This window comes from Akkermansia muciniphila (assembly GCF_002884975.1).
In the GTDB taxonomy this organism is placed as follows: domain Bacteria; phylum Verrucomicrobiota; class Verrucomicrobiia; order Verrucomicrobiales; family Akkermansiaceae; genus Akkermansia; species Akkermansia muciniphila_C.
Window position 1 is genome coordinate 495,861 of sequence record NZ_PJKB01000002.1, and the last position, 17,171, is coordinate 513,031.

A 17,171-nucleotide genomic window follows, 5' to 3' on the forward strand; every position below is an offset into this window, starting at 1 on the left:
CCTCTTTCTGCGGCATCACGGGGAGATGTTACACAATGAGTCATTGACGGGTGCATGGTGAACCTGTACAACGGAAACGTTATGAAGAGCATTGTAACAATTAGTTCGGCATGTGCCCTGGCATTTGCAGGTATGGCCTCCGCTCAGGACGCCCCGGCTCCGGCACCCGCCCCGGCCGCTGAAACCCCTGCCGCGCCCACCGCGCCGGCCGCTGAAGTTTCCAAGGAAGCGAAGGAAGCCGCTGACCAGATGCTGGCTTTGATGAAGGAAATGTCCGCCACGCTCAGCACGGTGAAGGACAAGGCCACCGCAGACGCGGCCGCTGAAAAGATGGCCAAGATCAATGAAAAGGGTGAAGCTCTTTCCAAGAGCGCCCAGAAGGTCCAGGCTGAAATGGATGCCGCCATGCAGGCGCGCCAGGCTGAACTTCTGCCTATTTTCATGGGCATGATGACTGACATGCAGCGTTTGCAGCAGGCTGACTTCTTCGGCAGCCAGGCGTTGAAAGACGCCATGAAGCAGACCGGAGCCTCCGGCCCGGAAGAAGGCGTGGAAGTAGAGGAGGAAGAAGTGGAAGTGGATGCCGCTCCGGCCCCCGCTCCTGCTGCCAAGGAAGCTCCCGCTCCCGCTGCCAAGTAACTTTCTTTTCCAGGATTGATTCTCCTCCGGTATCTGTGGATGCCGGAGGATTTTTTATGGGGCGGCTTCTCGTTTGAACGGGGCAAGACCACGGGTACGGCGGCCTGCGGGGATGCTTGGAAACGTGGAAAGATGTCTAAAAACAAGGCAGGCCGCCTCCGTTTCCGGGGCGGCCTGCCGGGGGGTGATGAATCAGCGGCAAGGCGCGTTACTTGGCCTTTTTCTTCTTGGCGGCGGCTTTGGCGGGCTTGGCTGCCGTTTTGGATGCCTTGGCGGGTTTTTCCACAGGGCATTCATTGACGGAGTTCCAGGACCAGTCCCATTTGTCCACGTTCATGGCACAGGCGGTCAGGAGCGCTACGGAAGCGTCCAGGTCATCCTTATGCGCCATTTCAATAACCTGGTGAACGTTGCGGGTGGGAACGGAGATGGCCCCGGCAATGGAGCCGCCCGGTACGAATTTCTGCATGGCGCCTGCGTCCGTGCCGCCTGCGGGCAGCATTTCCACCTGCCATTTGATCTTGTTGGCGTCCGCCATGGCCTTCATGAACTTCACCATGCGGCGGTCCGCAATCACGGAGCCGTCATACAGCTTGATGGCGGCCCCCGCCCCCAGATGGGAGACCTGGTCGTGAGCCGGGGTGCCGGGAATGTCACAGGCGATGGTGACGTCCAGGGCGATGGAGAAGTCCGGCTGGATGTCCAGCGTGCCGGCCTGGGCGCCTCTCAGGCCCACTTCCTCCTGTACGGTGAAGGCGGCCACGAAGTTGCAGGAGGGCTTCTTTTTGGAAGCCTTGATGGCGCGGAGGGCTTCAATGAGCACGTAGCACCCGGCGCGGTTGTCCAGGGACTTCACGTTCACGCAGTCCCCCATTTCCACCAGGTCGCGTTCGCGGGTGACGGAGTCGCCCACGGAGACGTATTTTTCCACTTCCTCCTTGCTCATGCCCAGGTCAATGAAGAAATCGGTCACTTCCGGCAGCTTGGTGCGTTCCGCCGGGGACATCACGTGGATGGGCTTCACGCCCATGACGCCGATGAGGTCTTTTTTGCCGTGGACGATGACGCGCTGGGCCGTCAGCGTCTTGGCGTCAAAACCGCCCAGGGGGAGGAATTTGATGAACCCCTTGTCGTCAATGTGACGGACCATGAAGCCGATTTCATCCATGTGGGCGGCGGCCATCATGGTTTTTTCCGTGTCCTTGCCTTCCACGATGGCAATGACGCTGCCCAGATTGTCCACGCGCACGGCATCCACCAGCGGGGCCACTTCCTGGATGATGAAATCACGGATTTTGTCTTCAAACCCCGGAGCGCCCGGAGTTACGCAAACCTGACGAAGCAGTTCCAAATTCATAATGCCGCCAATGTACTGGTTTTCGTGAAGGTTGGCTAGTCCATAATGCGGCCTCCGGAAGGAGGCCCGGCAGGGGCGTTCCTCCCGTTTTTACCGGCGTTCCCGGGTAATGACGGCATCCGGCTGCGCGGGAGCCCCGTTGTCCGGACGCTTGTAGTTGACGCGCCGGGCGTCCAGGAACGGGAGTTCGCGGTCAAGGCGCTTTTTAAAGTCCTTCTCATTCTTCAGTTCCCGCGGCGTCCAGGCGACCTCCGCCAAGGCCAGGGCGCGGGGAAAGACGTGGTATTCCCATTTCGGCAGGTTGGGAATGTATTCTGTCCAGACGTTCGCCTGGCAGCCCAGCACCTGTTTTTCCTGTTCCTTCGGCGTACCCTGCGGAATGGGTTCCAGGGAGTACACGCGCTGCCAGGTCATGTTGTCGTTGTTGATGGTTTCATATTCCGGGGCGGACGGCTTGCCGGGGCCCTGGTCATAGTCAAAGTACAGGTGGCTGTTGGGCGTCATCACCACGTCGTTGCCCTGTGCCAGGGCGTGCCGGGCGCTGTTGGGCATCCAGCTTCGCCAAACCATCATGGTGGCGGTGGGGGAGAGGCCGCCCTCCTGGATTTCATCCCAGCCGATGAGCCTCTTGCCGTGCTTGTTGATCATTTTTTCCACGCGGCGGATGAAATAGCTCTGGAGTTCGTTCTCGTTGGCAAGGCCATTGTCCTTCATGACCTGCTGCGCCGCGGGGGACTGCTTCCACTGGTCCTTGGGCGCTTCATCCCCGCCGATGTGGATATAGGGGCTGTCCGGGAACAGGAGGCACACTTCGTCAATTACGTCCTCCAGAAACCGGAAGGTTTTTTCCGTGGGGGAGAACGTATAGGGGTGGACGCCCCAGGTTTCCTGCACTTTGGGCGCAAAGCCCGGAATGTCCGTGTTGCCCAGTTCCGGATACGCGGTGATGGCGGCGGAAGCGTGGCCCGGCAGTTCCACCTCCGGGATGACGGTGATGCCCCGGTCTTTGGCGTATTGAACCACCTCCCGGATTTCGTCCGCGGTGTAGTGGCCGGAGTAAGGGGTGCCGTCCGGCTTGTTGCGGTTGCCGATGACGGGGGATTGCGCGCGGACGGCTCCGGCAGCCGTGAGCCTGGGGTATTTGGCTATGGGGAGCCTCCACCCCTGGTCGTCCGTCAGGTGCCAGTGCAGGGTATTGAATTTGTACCTCTCCATCAGGTCCAGGATCTTTTTAATGTCCCGTACGGGCATCATGTGGCGGCAGCTGTCCATCATCAGGCCGCGCCACGCAAAGCGGGGCTGGTCCTTCACGTCCATGCGGGGAAGGGCGGGGGCTCCGTTCCCGTCCGTGACGATGCTCTGCATGAGGCTCTGAAGAGCGTACAGGGCGCCGTTCGGACCCCCGGAGGCAATGGAAATGGAATCCGGCGTTACGGCAATGCGGTAGCCTTCCCTGCCCAGGGCTGAGTCTTCCGTAAAGAGGACGTCCGCTCCAGATTTGGCCAGCGACGTTTTGATGCCGTTATCACGGAAAATCCGTTCCGCCCGGGTGGAGAGGAGGTGCCCCTCCGGCAGCTTGACGCCTTCTTTCAGGGAGAAGCCGGGTTCCCCGGTTTTAACCTGCAGGGCCGCGGGCAGGGGAATGATATGCGGCGTTTCCTGGACCGGGGCGGATGCGGCGCCCCAGCAGAACGAGGATAAGCTGAAAGCCATGGCAGGGAAAAGATGTCTGGAAACCATAGCTTAAGTACGCTGCATTTCCCAAAAAAATTCTTCCCTGCGGCGTCTTTTTCCCTCCATGGGCAGAAAAGCCTCCGCGTAAAAATAGCGGTTGCCGCGCCCGGGTTCCTGTGAGAGTATCCCGGCCCTATGAGTAATCCCGCTTCCCCGCCTATCAGGAAGACGATGGTGTTTGTACTGCTGGCGCTTTTTCTGGGCCAGTTCGGGAGCGGCGTGTATGACCTCATTTTCAGCAACTTCCTCCGTGACGCCCAGCATCTGGACGTGGAGATGCGCGGGTTCATTGAACTCCCCCGGGAGTTGCCCGGCATCCTGTCCCTGTTTGTGGTCAGCCTGCTGTTCATGTTTAATGAGGTGCGCATGGCCGGGGTGGCGTGCCTGCTGATGTTCGGCGGCATGTACGCGCTTGCCTTCTGCGGCGCCGGAACCAGCCTGTGGGCGCTGTCCGCGTGGATTCTGACGGTGAGCCTGGGGCAGCATATCCTGATGGGCATGATTGATACCATCGTCATCCACACGGCGAGGCCGGAGAACCGCAGCCTGCGGCTCGGCCAGATGAAGGCGCTGGGAACGGCGGCCGCGCTGCTGGGCGCGCTGTGCGTGTGGATCAAATGGAAATTCAACCAGTCTTTTGCCGTGGACTTTTTCGTCACGGGCGGCGTGTGCCTGCTGGCGTTCCTGTTCCTGAGCCGTGTGAAAACGCCGGTATTCCCGCAGCGGCGCGGGTGGCGGCAGTGCTTCGTCTTCAAGCGCAGGTATGCCGTTTATTACGGGCTGGAAATCCTGCACGGCATCCGCAAGCAGCTTTATCTGACTTTCGGCTTCTGGCTGATGGTCAGCACATTGGGCCAGCCGCCCGGATACATCGGGAAAACCCTGCTCATTGCCGGCATCATCGGGCTGGTCACGCAGCCCCTCATCGGCTGGAGCATCAAGCGGTACGGGGAACGGAAGGTGACGATTTTCGACAGCATTGCGCTGTCCCTCCTGTGCCTGGCGTACGCCTTTGCCCCGGAGCTGCTGCCCCTGCACTGGGCCGTGGGGGTAGTGACCGCCTGTTTTGTACTGGATAACCTGCTGTTCGCCCTGGGCATGGCCCGCAGCACTTATGTGGCCCGCATCTGCGAGAAGCCGGAGGACATCACGCCCAGCATTTACACCGGGCTGGCCATCAACCATGTGGCCTCCATCACCTACGGCGTGCTGGGCGGCGTGATCTGGATGAACACGGGCGGTCCGCAGGCGGTGTTCCTGATCGGCGGGCTGGCTACCGCCGGGGCCGGGCTGGTGGCCCGGCACATGGACGGGCCGCGGCGGAACGGAGCCTGACGGAAGGCCTAACGCCCGGGTGCGGGTTTGACCGCCCCTTTTTTGAAGGCCTCCATGATCTTGCGGAAGATGTCCGTATTTTCGTAAATGCCGGTGAACGCGCCGCTTCCCGCGCCGAAGGCGTATACCGGAACGGCCATGCCGTCATGGCTGCCGGAGCCGAACCGGGCTGTTATTTCCCCTTTTTCCCGGTTGCCTCCCGTGAGGGCGAACGCGCCCGTGTTATGGTCCGCCGTGATGACGACCAGGGTACCGGGGTGTTTTGAAGCCCAGTCCAGCACGGCCCCGGCTGTCCGGTCAAAATCCAGGAGCTCCTCCATCATTTCCTCCAGCTTGTTGCTGTGCGCGGCCTTGTCAATGTTGGAGCCTTCCACCATCAGGAAAAATCCCTCGGGATTACGGGATAGGGTATCCAGCGCCTTCAGCGTGGCCCGGCGCAGAACGTCTCCCCGCCTGGAGGGAGGGGGGAGGTTGCCGGGGGCGGTGACGGCCAGCGTTTTTCCGGGCGGCAGTGCGGCGGCTTCCTCCCAGTTGCGGGCGATCCGGTAGCCCTGCGCCTGCATCTCCTTGAAAATGTCCCTCCCGTCCGGTCTTTGCGTGAAATACTTGCCGCCGCCGCCAAAAATGAAGTCGGCGCGGGAATGGGGATAATCCCCGATGATGCCGTAGGAATCCGACCTTTTTTCATTATTGGCGCAGAAAGCGGCCGGGGTGGCGTCATTCAGCTCGCAGGTGGCGACCACTCCGGTGGATTTGCCCATGTCCGCCGCCTTGTCCACCAGGGAATCCAGCTTGCCGCCCCTGGGGCACACGGCCACCCTCTTGTAGAGCGTCTTGGTTCCGGTGGCCATGGCGGTTCCCGCGGCGGCGGAATCCGTCACCAGCTTGTCCGCGCACCATGTTTTGGAGATGCCCGTTACCGGGCAGTTTTCAATGAACAAACGTCCGCGGTTGGCCGCCCAGGCCGCGGAAAGGTGATGGATGCCCATGCCGTCCCCGATCATCAGGATGACGCTGGTCACGGGAACGTTCCGGTCCGGCTCCCGGATTTCCGTTACCTGGTAGGGATGTTCCAGAACGAAGCGTTGCGCCTCCCCTGCCGTGAGCAGGGAAGGGACGAGCAGCAGGACACAGGCCAAGGGACGCAGCAGGGAAATCATGCTGCCACTTTCCCGCCCGTGCGGGAACAAGTAAAGAGGAAAAATGTGCCGGATCCGCGCGGAACCGGCACGGGAAGCCTGGGGCGGTTATTTGGCGTCCGCCTGTTTTTGCAGGATGTCCCGGATCTGTTCCAGCAGGACGACGTCATCCGGCTTGGGCGTGGGGGCCGCAGGCGTTTCTTCGCTTTTCCGCCTCATCGTGCCGATCAGCTTGATCGCCACAAAGACGGAGAAGGCAATGATCACGAAGTCAATGGTCGCCTGGAGCAGTTCCCCGTATTTCAGTTCCACATCCCCCAGTTTCAAGGTCAGGTAGGCCAGGTTCACGCCGGAGGTGAGGTAACCGATGATGGGGGTGATGATGCTGGAGACGAAGACGGAAACAATCTTGTTGAACGCGGCGCCGATGACGACGGCCACGGCCAGGTCAATCACGTTGCCTTTCAGGGCGAATGCCTTGAATTCCTCCAGAAATCCTTTGACGTTGAAAAAGCGGGCCATGATGAATTGGTGTTGATGATTTATTGCATTCTGAAGGCAAAAGAATAAAAGAAAAGAAAAATGAACTTCTCCCTCCGGAACAGAAGTATGACCACCGTTCCCGGCAAAATGTGAGAATCATGACGTGGCTCCCAAGAAAATCATTTACAGACGAAGCCAGAAGCGCAAACTACACACGTATTACCTTAGCTTATGAACACAGAAGAAAAACTCAACCAGTACGTACTTCATTCCTATGGCCGTTATCCCATGGCTGCCGTCCGCGGGGAAGGCTCCCGCCTGTGGGACAGCTCCGGGAAGTGCTATCTGGACTTCTGTGCCGGCATCGCCACCTGCGTGCTGGGGCACTGCCATCCCGCGGTAACGCAGGCCCTGCAGAAGCAGGCGGCCACGCTGGTGCACTGCTCCAACCTGTACCAGATTCCCCAGCAGGCGGATCTGGCGGAATTCATCGTGACCAAGTGCGTGGAGCGTCCCGGGAAGGTCTTTTTCTCCAACAGCGGCGCGGAATCCAATGACGGCTTGATCAAGGTGGCCCGCCGCTACGGCCACCGGAAGCCCCAGGCGGACGGCAAGCCCCGTTATGAAGTGCTTACGTTCAACAAATCCTTCCACGGAAGAACGCTGGGCAGCATGTCCGCCACGGGGCAGGATAAAATCAAGATAGGCTTTGACCCCATGCTGCCGGGCTTTCGCCACCTGCCTTTCAATGACCTGGAAACGGCCCGCGAAGCCATCGGGCCGGAAACGGTAGCCTTCATGCTGGAAACCATCCAGGGGGAAGGCGGCGTCAACTGCGTGACTCCGGAATTCCTGCGCGGCCTGGCCCAGTTGTGCAAAGAGCACGATCTTCTGCTGCTGATGGATGAAGTGCAGTGCGGCTTTGGCCGCTGCGGCGACATCATGGGATGGCGCGCCGTGGCTCCGGATGTGGAGCCGGACGGCGTTTCCTGGGCCAAGGCTCTTGGCGGCGGTTTCCCCATCGGCGGCTTCTGGATTTCCGACCGCGCCATTGACGAACAGGGCACGGAGCTTGCCTCCATCATGGACCCCGGCTCCCATGGTTCCACGTACGGCGGCAATCCGCTAGGCACTGCCGTGGGCCTGGCCGTGCTGAGGGAAATAGTTTCCCAGGGCCTCCCGGAACGGGCACAGCGCCTGGGCGCGGAAATCCGCGCGGAAATAGAATCCTGGAACCTGCCCGTGGTTCAGGGCGTGCGCGGCCTGGGCCTTCTGCTGGGCATCGGCCTCAACCCGGAGATGGTGGACGCGCCGGAAGGCAAGACGATTGCCTCTGTGGTAGTGGAAGCCCTGCGGCAGGAGGGCCTGCTTTCCGTTCCCGCTGGACCGGAAACCGTACGTCTCCTGCCTCCCCTGAACGTAAGTGAAGAAGAAGTCCAGCAGGCGCTTGCCATCATCAGGCGCGTGCTTAAGACATACGTTAAATAGCACCCCCCCTGCTTTATTGTCATGAAGGAAGAATCCATCAAAGCCCCCGGCAATGCGATAAAGCAATATTCCATCATGCTCCAGAACCGGGTGGGGGCGTTGTCCGCCCTCCTCGGCCTGCTGGACATGCACGGCATCTTCTGCCTGGGCTTCAGCATGCATGACTGCCATGAGGCGACTATTGCGCGCCTGATCGTCAGCGACCCGGAGCGGACATCGGAAATCTTTCTGGAAAAGGGCATTTGCTACACGGAATCTGAAGTGTTGGTGGCCGTCCTCCGCCACGGTCCCGCGGACCTCAAGAAATGCCTGGACGTGCTGTATGCTGCGGAAATGAACGTCAACTTCCTGTATCCGCTCCTGCCCTGTGCGGCGCGGGGTTCCCTGGTGGCCCTCCATGTGGATGACCTCAACTTCGGGCGCACCGTGCTGAATTCCAGCGGCATCAAGGTCCTGTTCCAGCAGGATATCAGCCGGTGAGAACGGCGTTTTTCCGCTTGTTTTCGCTGCCGTGCAAAAGGCGTTTTCTCCAAGCGCATCAAGGGTTTGGCGCGTTTTTTCAGCTTGACGGGAGGGAAAAACATGGTATGGTACGGGCCGCATGGCAAAAGTACCCGTAATCAATCTTCGCAAGGGACACGCGGTTAATCATAACAATGACGTTTGCGTCGTAGTCAGCATGGAGCACAAGTGCCCCCCCCGCATGGCTTCCTATGTGCAAATGAGCATCCGCAGCATTTCCACCAAGAAGGTGTACAACCTTCGCCTCACTTCCAATGAATCCCTGGAAGGCGTGAACCTCGCCCGTGAGGAATATGAGTTCAGCTACATTGACGGCATGGGCTACCACTTCATGAATCCCGATACGTACGAAGACATCACCGTGTCTCCGGACATCGTGGAACCCGTGAAGGACTACCTGATGGAAGGCAATATCTACATCCTCCTTTTCACGGATGAAACGGTTGTCTCCGTGGAACTTCCCGCCGCCATCACCATGGAAGTGGCGGAAGCTCCGGAAGGCGTCAAGGGCGACAGCGCGAACAACGTTTACAAGTCCGCCACAATGACCACCGGACTGGTGGTGCAGGTGCCCCTCTTCATCAAGCCCGGTGAAAAGATTTCCGTGAAGACGGAAGACGGTTCCTACCTGGGCCGCGTGAACTGAAACGTTCCCTTTTCTCAGCATTCAAGAGGCCCCGCCGGTTTTCCCGGCCGGGGCTTTTTCATGCCCGGGGCCGCGTGGAAAAAGACCAGAAAACGGGCCGGGGTACGTGCTTTACATTCGGAGCCGTTTCCAGTAAGCCATTTTCATGGCAATATTTTATTCCATGAAAAAGTTTATTGTCTTGTTGTGGATAGGCCTGCTGGCCGCTTTTCTGCCTGTGGATTGCGCCGCTGCTGTGAAACTGGCCTGTCTGGGGGACAGCATCACGGCCGGGATGGGGGTCAGGAAGGAAGACTGCTGGGCGTCCCGGATTGCGAAGGCACTGGACAAGAAGGCGGAAGTAGGGAACTTCGGCGTTTCCGCCCGGTGCCTGCTGTTCAAGGGAGACCGCCCCATCACGCGGGAGAAGGCTTATCAGGATGCGCTGGCATTCAAGCCTGACATGCTGTTGATCGGCCTGGGCACCAATGACAGCAAAAAGGTAAATTGGATCCACAAGGATGATTTTGTGGATGATTACAAGGAGATCATCGCGGAGTTCCGCAAGCAGAATCCCAAACTGAAGGTTTACTGCCTGCTGCCCATCCCCTCCCAGGAGGCCAGGGAAGGGGGAATCAGCAGGGAATGCATTGAGAAGGAAATCATTCCCCTTATCCGGCAGGCAGCCAAGAGCACCAAATCCAGAGTGATCGACCTCAACAAGGTGATGAAGGACAAGGGCAGCCTGCTGGTGGACGGCGTGCATCCCAATGCGGAAGGGCACGCCCTCATGGCGGAGCACATTCTCCTGGTTCTCAAGGGAAAGTCCCTGGAATAACGGCCTGCCCCCGTTCCCGGAGGCGGAGGCTTTTTACAGGAGAAGACAGGGGGTAAAGGGGACTTACGGGCGCAGGGGCGCTGGAATTCCTTTTTACTTTGCCCCTTCCGTCCATCCCGTACGTCCCTGTCTTAAAACGGAACGGTTAGCGGGAGGCCTGCTGTTTCTTTTCCGGCTGGGCCGGGATGGTCCCCTTGTGGGGGGAATCCTTTTTCTGGTAAATCCGGACGTAGTCTATTTCATATTTCTGGGGCAGGGGCAGTTTGTTCAGGTCGCCGCCGGTGGACCCCATCGCCAGGTTCAGGATAATGAAGTGGGGCTGCCGGAAGGGGTTGGCGATTTCCTTGTATACGGCGTTGATGGTATTGTCCAGGGAAGTCCTGTTCAGCAGAATGTCGTCCGCATACAGGCGCACTTCCTTTTCATCCCAGTCCATGCGGAAGACATGGAAGCTGTCCGCCCAGTCTGCGTGTTTCTCCAGAAGCCATTTCAGCGGCGTATAGGTGGAGCTCCATTTCCCCACGTGTTTTTTGGAAGAGCCCCAGCAGAGGTTGGCCAGGTAGGTGGACTGGTAGTACTCCATGATATCTATTTCTCCGCACATGGGCCAGCCTTCCTTGACTCCCAGGGTCCAGAAGGCGGGCCACATCCCTTCCCGCGGGCTGAATTTGGCGCGGATTTCAAAGCGGCCGTACAGCCAGGAGAATTTGCCGCGCGTAGTCAGGGAGGCGGAGGTATAGTCCGCTTCCTTCCGCGTGGTCTGCCAGTTCTTTCCTTCCGGATCGTAATGGGGGTTGGCATGCTTTTCCTTCCTGCCCTCAATAATCAGCATCCCGTCCTTGCATTCGGCGTTTTCCGGCTGGTACCACTGCGCTTCCTTGTTGCGGACAAAACCGTGCTCGTAATTCCATTTGGCAGGGTCCGGGCGACCGTCCTTGTTAAACTCGTCGTGCCAGACGAGCTCATAATCGGAATAATCCGCTTTTTCCACCACCCGGTCAGTCTTTTTGACGCCGTCCCCGTGGAGGGTGTAAAGCTGGGCGTGCAGAGGGGAGGCAAGGAGAGCCGTACAGGCCAGAATCCGGAAGAAGGAGGGAGAGTTCATATGGAAAGAATGAAGGTGTTTTTCTTGATACGCTGGCACGGGTGTTTTTTTGTCATTTTTTATTGGAAAAAGGTGAAGCCACGAAAGCGGCTTGAGAAACCGGATTGATGTGTTAGTGTCCTCTAACAACATGGGGCCTTTATTGGGTTCCGTAACATACCCCCCGATTTTAATGATGATGGAAGAAAGGAATTATCTGGTTTCCGGCATGCACTGTGCGGGTTGTGCAGCCAAGGTGGAGCACGCCGTGGAGGAATTGGAGGGTGTGGAACACGTGGAGCTGAATTTATTGACGGGGCGCATGACTGTTATGTTCCGGGAGCATGATTCCCCGGCCAGGGACCGGCTGGCGAAGGTGGTGGAGAAAGCCGGCTTCCACCTGGCGGCCTGGCAGGAGACGCCGCTTTCCGGCGCGGAGGAAGAGGCCCGGGAGGAGGAAAACGGCGGGTCCCGCCTTGTCTGGTCCGTTTTGCTGCTTGTTCCGCTGATGTACCTGTCCATGGGCCCCATGTGGCACTGGCCCGTTCCGGGAGGAGTCTGGGGGCTCTGGATGAATTTGTGGGCGCAGTGCATTCTGGCAGCCGCGATTCTGTGGCTGAACCGGCATTATTTAATCAACGGAGTGCGGCAGCTTGCCGCGCTGTCACCCAATATGGATTCCCTGATCGCCATCGGTTCCGGTTCCGCCTTCCTGTACGGGCTGTATCTGCTGATTGCGGGGCTGTGGCAGGGAGCCGGCGTGGACGGAATGGAGCTGTATTTTGAGTCCGCGGCCATGATCGTCACCCTGATTTCCCTGGGAAAGTATCTGGAACGCCGCTCCTACCGGAAGACAAACGCCGCCGTGAAGGGGCTGGTGAAGCTGGTTCCCCAGGAAGCCCTGGTGTGGCATGACGGCGCGGAACGGGCCGTTCCTCTGGATGAGCTCCAGGCCGGGGACCTGGTGGTAGTAAAGACCGGGCAGCGGGTTCCGGTGGACGGCATCATTGAGGAGGGGCAGGCCGCCCTGGATGAATCCGACCTGACGGGAGAAAGCATGCCCGTGGACAAGACCGCCGGGGACCGGGTAATCAGCGGCACGTTTAACCGCGCCGGGTATCTTAAAATCCGTGCGGAGCGCGTGGGCAGGGATTCCACGCTGGCCCGCATGATCCGCCTGGTGGAGCAGGCCAGCCAGTCCAGGGCTCCCATTGCACGGCTGGCGGACCGGGTATGTTATTTCTTTGTTCCCGTGGTGATTGCCATTGCGCTGGTTGCGTTTGCCGCATGGCTGATGGCCGGGGAGGGCTTTTCCTTCGCTCTTGCCAGGGCGATTGCAGTGCTGGTGATTTCCTGCCCCTGCGTCCTGGGCCTCGCCACCCCGATCGCCATCATGGTGGGGACGGGGAGGGGGGCGCGCCTGGGCATCCTGTGCAAATCCGCCAGCGCCCTGGAGGCCCTGAGCCGCGTGGATACCGTCGTCTTCGACAAGACGGGCACCCTCACGGAAGGGGAGCCCCGGGTGGTGGCCGTTCTGCCGGAACAGCACATGAATGCGGATGAACTGGTGGAAATGGCGGCAGCCCTGGAGCAGGGCTCGGAACATCCGGTGGGGAAAGCCATTTATGACCATGCCCGGCTGCTGGAGCTCCCCATCCGCGCGGTGGCTGATTTGTCCATTGTCCCCGGCCGCGGCATTTCCGGTACGGTGGACGGAGCGCCTTACGTGGTGGGCAATCTCAGCTTCATGAAAGACAGGGGGATTTCATGGAAGGAGGAGGAAGCGCGCCTTCGGGAGTTCATGCGCCAGGGCGCCTCGCCGCTTTATGTGGGCAGGGAAAACCGTCCCGCCGGAGTGATCATGGTGGCGGATTCCCTGAAACCGGACAGCCGCGCGGCCGTGGACAATCTGAAGCGGATGAACCTGCGCGTGGTCATGCTGACGGGGGACAACGCCGCCACAGCGCGGCACATGGCGGGAGAACTCCACATAGATGAAGTGATTTCCGACGTTCTGCCGGATGAAAAGGCCTCCCATGTGATGAAGATGGAGGAACGGGGGGACAAGGTGGCGATGGTGGGTGACGGCGTGAATGACGCCCCCGCGCTCGCCTGCGCCCGGGTGGGCATTTCCATGAAATCCGGAACGGAGCTGGCGATGGAGTCTTCCGACATTGTGCTGATGAAAAGCAATCCCGTGGGCGTGGCGGAAGCCCTTCAACTGGGCCGCACCACCCTGCACATCATCAGGCAGAACCTCTTCTGGGCCTTCTTTTACAACATCATCGGCATTCCGCTGGCTGCCGGGTGCCTGTATCCCGCCTTCGGCCTTACGCTGAATCCCATGATTGCTGCCGGAGCCATGAGCCTGAGCTCCCTGTGCGTGGTGTTCAATTCCCTGCGGTTGCGCGGCTTCAAGCCCCGTCTGGAAAAATAAGAGGGTCTTGCCTCTCTTTTAACGCGTCCGTTCAGGAAGGCTGAAGCAGGGCTTGGGCCAGCGTGCGTGCGTGGTCGCCTCCGCCGCCCAGCATGCGGACCAGCTCGTCTATCCGGTCTTCATGGCTCACCTCCCGCAGGCAGGAGATGGTGCGGTTGCCCGCGGAAGCTTTCTGGACCAGATAGTGGTGGGACGCCAGCGCGGCCACCTGCGGGAAGTGCGTGATGGAGATGACCTGGTGCCGGTTCCCCAGCTGCTGCATCTTGAAACCTACGGCCCGCGCCACTTCCCCGCCCACGTTGGCGTCTATTTCGTCAAACACCAGCAGGGGGGTGGAATCCTTGTGGGCCAGCGCGCTTTTAATCGCCAGCATGATGCGGGCCAGCTCCCCGCTGGAAGCGATCAGCCGGAGAGGCTTGGAGGGTTCCCCCGGATTGGGGCCGAACAGGAATTCCACCGTTTCCATTCCCTGGGAGCCGGGTTCGTGGAGGGGGGACAGGCCCACTTCAAAGACGGCCTGGCGGAAGCCCAGTTCCCGGGAATGCCTGACGATGGAGGAAGCCAGTTTGGGCGCGGATGCCTGCCGCGCTTTGGTCAGGGCCTGTCCGGCGGCGTCCACCTGCTTGCGCAGGACGGCCATGGAGGCCCTCAGCTCTTCCAGGCGTTCCGTGCGGTGCTCGATGCGGTCCAGGCGGTGGGCCGCCTCCTCCCTCCGGGCGCAGACATCTTCAAAGGAAGGGCCGTATTTCATTTTCAGGGATTCCAGCAGGTTGATGCGCTCTTCCAGCTGGAAAAGTTCCCGTGGATCGGAATCCAGCTCGGCGGAATAATCCGCCAGACGCCCCTCAATCTCCTTGAGCTCCAGATTTACTTCCGCCAGCGGAGCCAGCCACGCGGCGGTGGAGGCGTCCATGCGCTCCAGTTCATGGGCCGCCCGGGTCAGTTCCCTCAACTGGGAACCCAGGCCGGGAACATCCGTTTCCTCCAGCATGGCAAGCATTCTGGAAACCTGTTCCTGAAGCCTGGTGCCGTTGCGGGCGCGCTGCCAGCGTTCCTCCAGCGTGAGCACTTCCTCCGGCGTGAAGGCGGCGGCGTCTATCTCGTCCACCTGGTGGCGCAGCAGTTCTATTTCCCGCGCCGTGGCCGCTTCCGCATGCTCCAGGTCGTCATACGCCCGGCGCGCGTCCTGCCACTGCCGCCAGGCGTCCGCATAGGCGTGCATGAGGGGGGCGTGTTCGCCGAAGGCGTCCAGCAGGGAAAGCTGCCTTTCCTGGGAGATCAGGGAGCGGTGGTCGCTGGGGCCGTGCATGTCCACTAGGCAGGCGCCCGCCTCCCGCAGCAGGTTCAGGGTGCACGGGCTGTCATTCAGGAACTGGCGGTTGGCCGTGGAGGAAATAATGCGCTTGATGATCAGGTTGCCGTCTTCGCAGGGCGGCACGCCGTGTTCATTCAGAATGGCGTGCACCGGGGAGGAGTCCGGCAGGTGGAACACGGCCTCTACGCTGCATTGCTGTTCTCCGGACCGGATGAGTGTTTTGTCCGCACGCTCTCCCAGCGCCAGTCGTATGGCGCCGATGATGACGGATTTCCCCGCGCCCGTTTCCCCCGTGATGCAGATGAAGCCGGAGCTGGGTTCCCAGAGCAGCTGGTCCACAAGGGCCAGGTTTCTAATTTTCAGCAATGTAAGCATTCGGGCTTTGGATTTTGAATGCATTATGGCATCATTTGCTCTAAACGCAATCATGACCTCTGTGATGAACATTCTCTTTCTGGGTACCGGGACGTCCACCGGAGTTCCCCAGATAGGTTGCTCCTGTGCGGTCTGCACATCGCCGGATCCCAGGAACAAGCGGTTGCGTTCTTCGATTTACGTGGAAGCCGCGGGCACCCGCATTCTGCTGGATTCCTCCCCGGACCTGCGTCAGCAGGCCCTGCGGGAAAACATCACGGACGTGGACGCTGTGCTGTACACGCACGCCCATGTGGACCATGTGGGCGGGTTTGACGATCTGCGCGCCTTCTGCTGGCGCAGGTCCGGCGGCCTGCCCCTGTACGCTTCCCCGCAGACAATGGAGGCCCTGCGGACCATGTACGGCTGGGCGTTTGAACCGAAAACGGCCCGGAGCGGCTACGTCAGGCCGGAACCTCACGAGGTGACGGAGCCGTTCCGCGTAGGGAGCGTGCTGGTGACGCCTCTTCCCGTAATGCATGCCGGGGTGGAGACTTATGCCTACGTGCTGGAGGCGGAAGGGCAGCGGCTGGCATACATGCCGGATGTGAAAAGCATTCCGGAGGCCACCCTGGAGGCCATGAAAGGGGTTGACCTGCTGATCATTGACGGCTTGCGCTATCATCTGCACCCCACGCATCTGTGCCTGGAGGAATCCCTGGCCGCCATTGCCGCCATCCGGCCCCGGCGCGCCGTGCTGACCCACATGTCCCATGACATGGATTACCATATTCTTTCCGGCAAACTGCCGGAAAATGTCATTCCGGCCTACGACGGCCTGAGGCTGTCCCTGCCGTAATTTCCTTCCTTCATTCCCACCAGGCCATGACTGCTCCAAACGATCCTGACCAGCCCGGCGCACGGATTCCATGCCAGACCAGGAAGGTGTTCGGCTTTCCCGTGGCCGTCAGTTCCGTGGAGGAATTGAGCCGCGCCCTGGCGGAGCATGCGCCGGAAGCGCAGGCCCCGTGCCTGGTAGCCGCCGCGGATGTGCATGTGATGACCCTCGGCGTGCATGATCCGGATTACGGAGCCGTGCTGGAAAAGATGGACGTGGTTTGCCCGGACGGCATGCCCGTGGTGTGGAAGCTGAACCAGGGGCTTTCCGCCGGGGAAAGGGCCGCTGAACGCGTAAGCGGGCCGGATTTGATGGAAGCCCTGGTCAGGGCGAATGCCGCCTATCCGGAACTGCGCCATTTTCTGCTGGGCGGGGATGAAGAAATGCTGGAGGTTCTGGGCTCCGTATTGAAGGAGAAGCACCCCGCTTTCCATCTGGCCGGTGCCTATTCCCCTCCCTTCCATTCCTGGACGGAGGAAGACCGGAGGGCCATGAGGGAGGCCATCGCCTCAAGCGGGGCCAATGTGGTCTGGGTGGGCCTGGGCTGCCCCAAGCAGGAACGGTGGATGGCGGAACAGAAGGAGCTGCTGCCCCCGGCGGTTTATGTGGGGGTGGGGGCCGCATTTGCCTTTCATGCCGGAACGGTGAAACGCGCTCCCCGGTGGATGCAGAGGAACGGCCTGGAATGGCTGTACCGCATTTACCGGGAACCGGGACGGCTGCTCAAGCGTTACGTGAAACATAACAGCCTGTTCGTGTGGTACGTGCTGACGGGGAGGTAAGGCCTTTTCCCGGTGCGTGCCCCGGAGATGGGGCGCAGGTTATTTTGGCCTTGCACCGTTCTTGTGCGGTTTTATCATGGCTTCTCCTGGTCCTGCACGTCCGCAAGGGATGCGGGTGACGGTTCCCACTTCCTACCCGCC

15 protein-coding genes are annotated in these 17,171 nt (G+C 60.3%); 9 read left to right on the forward strand and 6 right to left on the reverse strand.

Features of this window, described 5'->3' with window-relative positions; genetic code table 11:
- The first annotated feature begins 132 nt into the window (after positions 1–132).
- Positions 133–639 carry a hypothetical protein gene (locus CXU21_RS08215; protein ID WP_102714851.1) on the forward strand — a complete coding sequence of 169 codons (507 nt, stop codon included), beginning with the start codon at positions 133–135 and terminating at the stop codon, positions 637–639.
- 208 nt (positions 640–847) lie between these two features.
- Here the strand turns inward: CXU21_RS08215 and CXU21_RS08220 are convergent, their stop codons facing one another.
- Together CXU21_RS08220 and CXU21_RS08225 are read right to left on the reverse strand one after the other, a co-directional pair.
- Positions 848–1,996 (reverse strand): M42 family metallopeptidase, encoded by a 1,149-nt coding sequence (locus tag CXU21_RS08220; protein ID WP_102714853.1) that lies wholly within the window; start codon positions 1,994–1,996, stop codon positions 848–850.
- 90 nt (positions 1,997–2,086) lie between these two features.
- Entirely contained in the window at positions 2,087–3,709 is a 1,623-nt protein-coding gene (locus CXU21_RS08225) for a beta-N-acetylhexosaminidase (protein WP_257997376.1), read from the reverse strand.
- 156 nt (positions 3,710–3,865) lie between these two features.
- On the opposite strand from CXU21_RS08225, the gene CXU21_RS08230 reads away from it, so the two are divergent.
- Entirely contained in the window at positions 3,866–5,065 is a 1,200-nt protein-coding gene (locus tag CXU21_RS08230) for an MFS transporter (protein ID WP_146017020.1), read from the forward strand.
- 8 nt (positions 5,066–5,073) lie between these two features.
- Here CXU21_RS08230 and CXU21_RS08235 read toward each other — a convergent pair whose 3' ends face one another.
- Entirely contained in the window at positions 5,074–6,225 is a 1,152-nt protein-coding gene (locus CXU21_RS08235) for an alkaline phosphatase (RefSeq protein WP_102725692.1), read from the reverse strand.
- Between the two features lie 87 nt (positions 6,226–6,312).
- Positions 6,313–6,726, reverse strand: coding sequence for a large conductance mechanosensitive channel protein MscL (gene mscL / locus CXU21_RS08240; RefSeq protein ID WP_102725693.1), 414 nt, complete (start codon positions 6,724–6,726; stop codon positions 6,313–6,315).
- A 192-nt stretch (positions 6,727–6,918) separates the two neighbouring features.
- Between mscL and CXU21_RS08245 the strand changes: the two genes are divergently transcribed.
- The 4 genes from CXU21_RS08245 (at position 6,919) to CXU21_RS08260 (ending at position 10,160) form a co-directional block, all read left to right on the forward strand.
- Positions 6,919–8,175 carry an aspartate aminotransferase family protein gene (locus tag CXU21_RS08245; protein ID WP_102725694.1) on the forward strand — a complete coding sequence of 419 codons (1,257 nt, stop codon included), beginning with the start codon at positions 6,919–6,921 and terminating at the stop codon, positions 8,173–8,175.
- A 21-nt stretch (positions 8,176–8,196) separates the two neighbouring features.
- Entirely contained in the window at positions 8,197–8,655 is a 459-nt protein-coding gene (locus CXU21_RS08250; RefSeq protein ID WP_102714867.1) for a hypothetical protein, read from the forward strand.
- Between the two features lie 121 nt (positions 8,656–8,776).
- Complete coding sequence (gene efp / locus CXU21_RS08255; RefSeq protein ID WP_022396830.1) at positions 8,777–9,343, forward strand: elongation factor P; 567 nt, start codon at positions 8,777–8,779, stop codon at positions 9,341–9,343.
- A 145-nt stretch (positions 9,344–9,488) separates the two neighbouring features.
- A complete protein-coding gene (locus tag CXU21_RS08260; protein ID WP_102725695.1) occupies positions 9,489–10,160 on the forward strand; it encodes a GDSL-type esterase/lipase family protein in 672 nt (223 codons plus the stop codon).
- 145 nt (positions 10,161–10,305) lie between these two features.
- Here CXU21_RS08260 and CXU21_RS08265 read toward each other — a convergent pair whose 3' ends face one another.
- On the reverse strand, positions 10,306–11,265 hold the full coding sequence (locus CXU21_RS08265; RefSeq protein ID WP_102714871.1) for a glycoside hydrolase family 16 protein: 960 nt from the start codon (positions 11,263–11,265) through the stop codon (positions 10,306–10,308).
- Positions 11,266–11,437: 172 nt separating this feature from the next.
- On the opposite strand from CXU21_RS08265, the gene CXU21_RS08270 reads away from it, so the two are divergent.
- On the forward strand, positions 11,438–13,681 hold the full coding sequence (locus tag CXU21_RS08270) for a heavy metal translocating P-type ATPase (RefSeq protein WP_180972729.1): 2,244 nt from the start codon (positions 11,438–11,440) through the stop codon (positions 13,679–13,681).
- A 31-nt stretch (positions 13,682–13,712) separates the two neighbouring features.
- Here the strand turns inward: CXU21_RS08270 and recN are convergent, their stop codons facing one another.
- Entirely contained in the window at positions 13,713–15,371 is a 1,659-nt protein-coding gene (recN, locus tag CXU21_RS08275; RefSeq protein ID WP_102725697.1) for a DNA repair protein RecN, read from the reverse strand.
- A gap of 64 nt (positions 15,372–15,435) precedes the next feature.
- Here recN and CXU21_RS08280 point away from each other — a divergent pair, with 64 nt between their 5' ends.
- Together CXU21_RS08280 and CXU21_RS08285 are read left to right on the forward strand one after the other, a co-directional pair.
- Positions 15,436–16,209 (forward strand): MBL fold metallo-hydrolase, encoded by a 774-nt coding sequence (locus CXU21_RS08280; protein ID WP_180972730.1) that lies wholly within the window; start codon positions 15,436–15,438, stop codon positions 16,207–16,209.
- Positions 16,210–16,235: 26 nt separating this feature from the next.
- Entirely contained in the window at positions 16,236–17,030 is a 795-nt protein-coding gene (locus CXU21_RS08285; protein ID WP_102725699.1) for a WecB/TagA/CpsF family glycosyltransferase, read from the forward strand.
- The last annotated feature ends 141 nt before the right edge of the window (positions 17,031–17,171 follow it).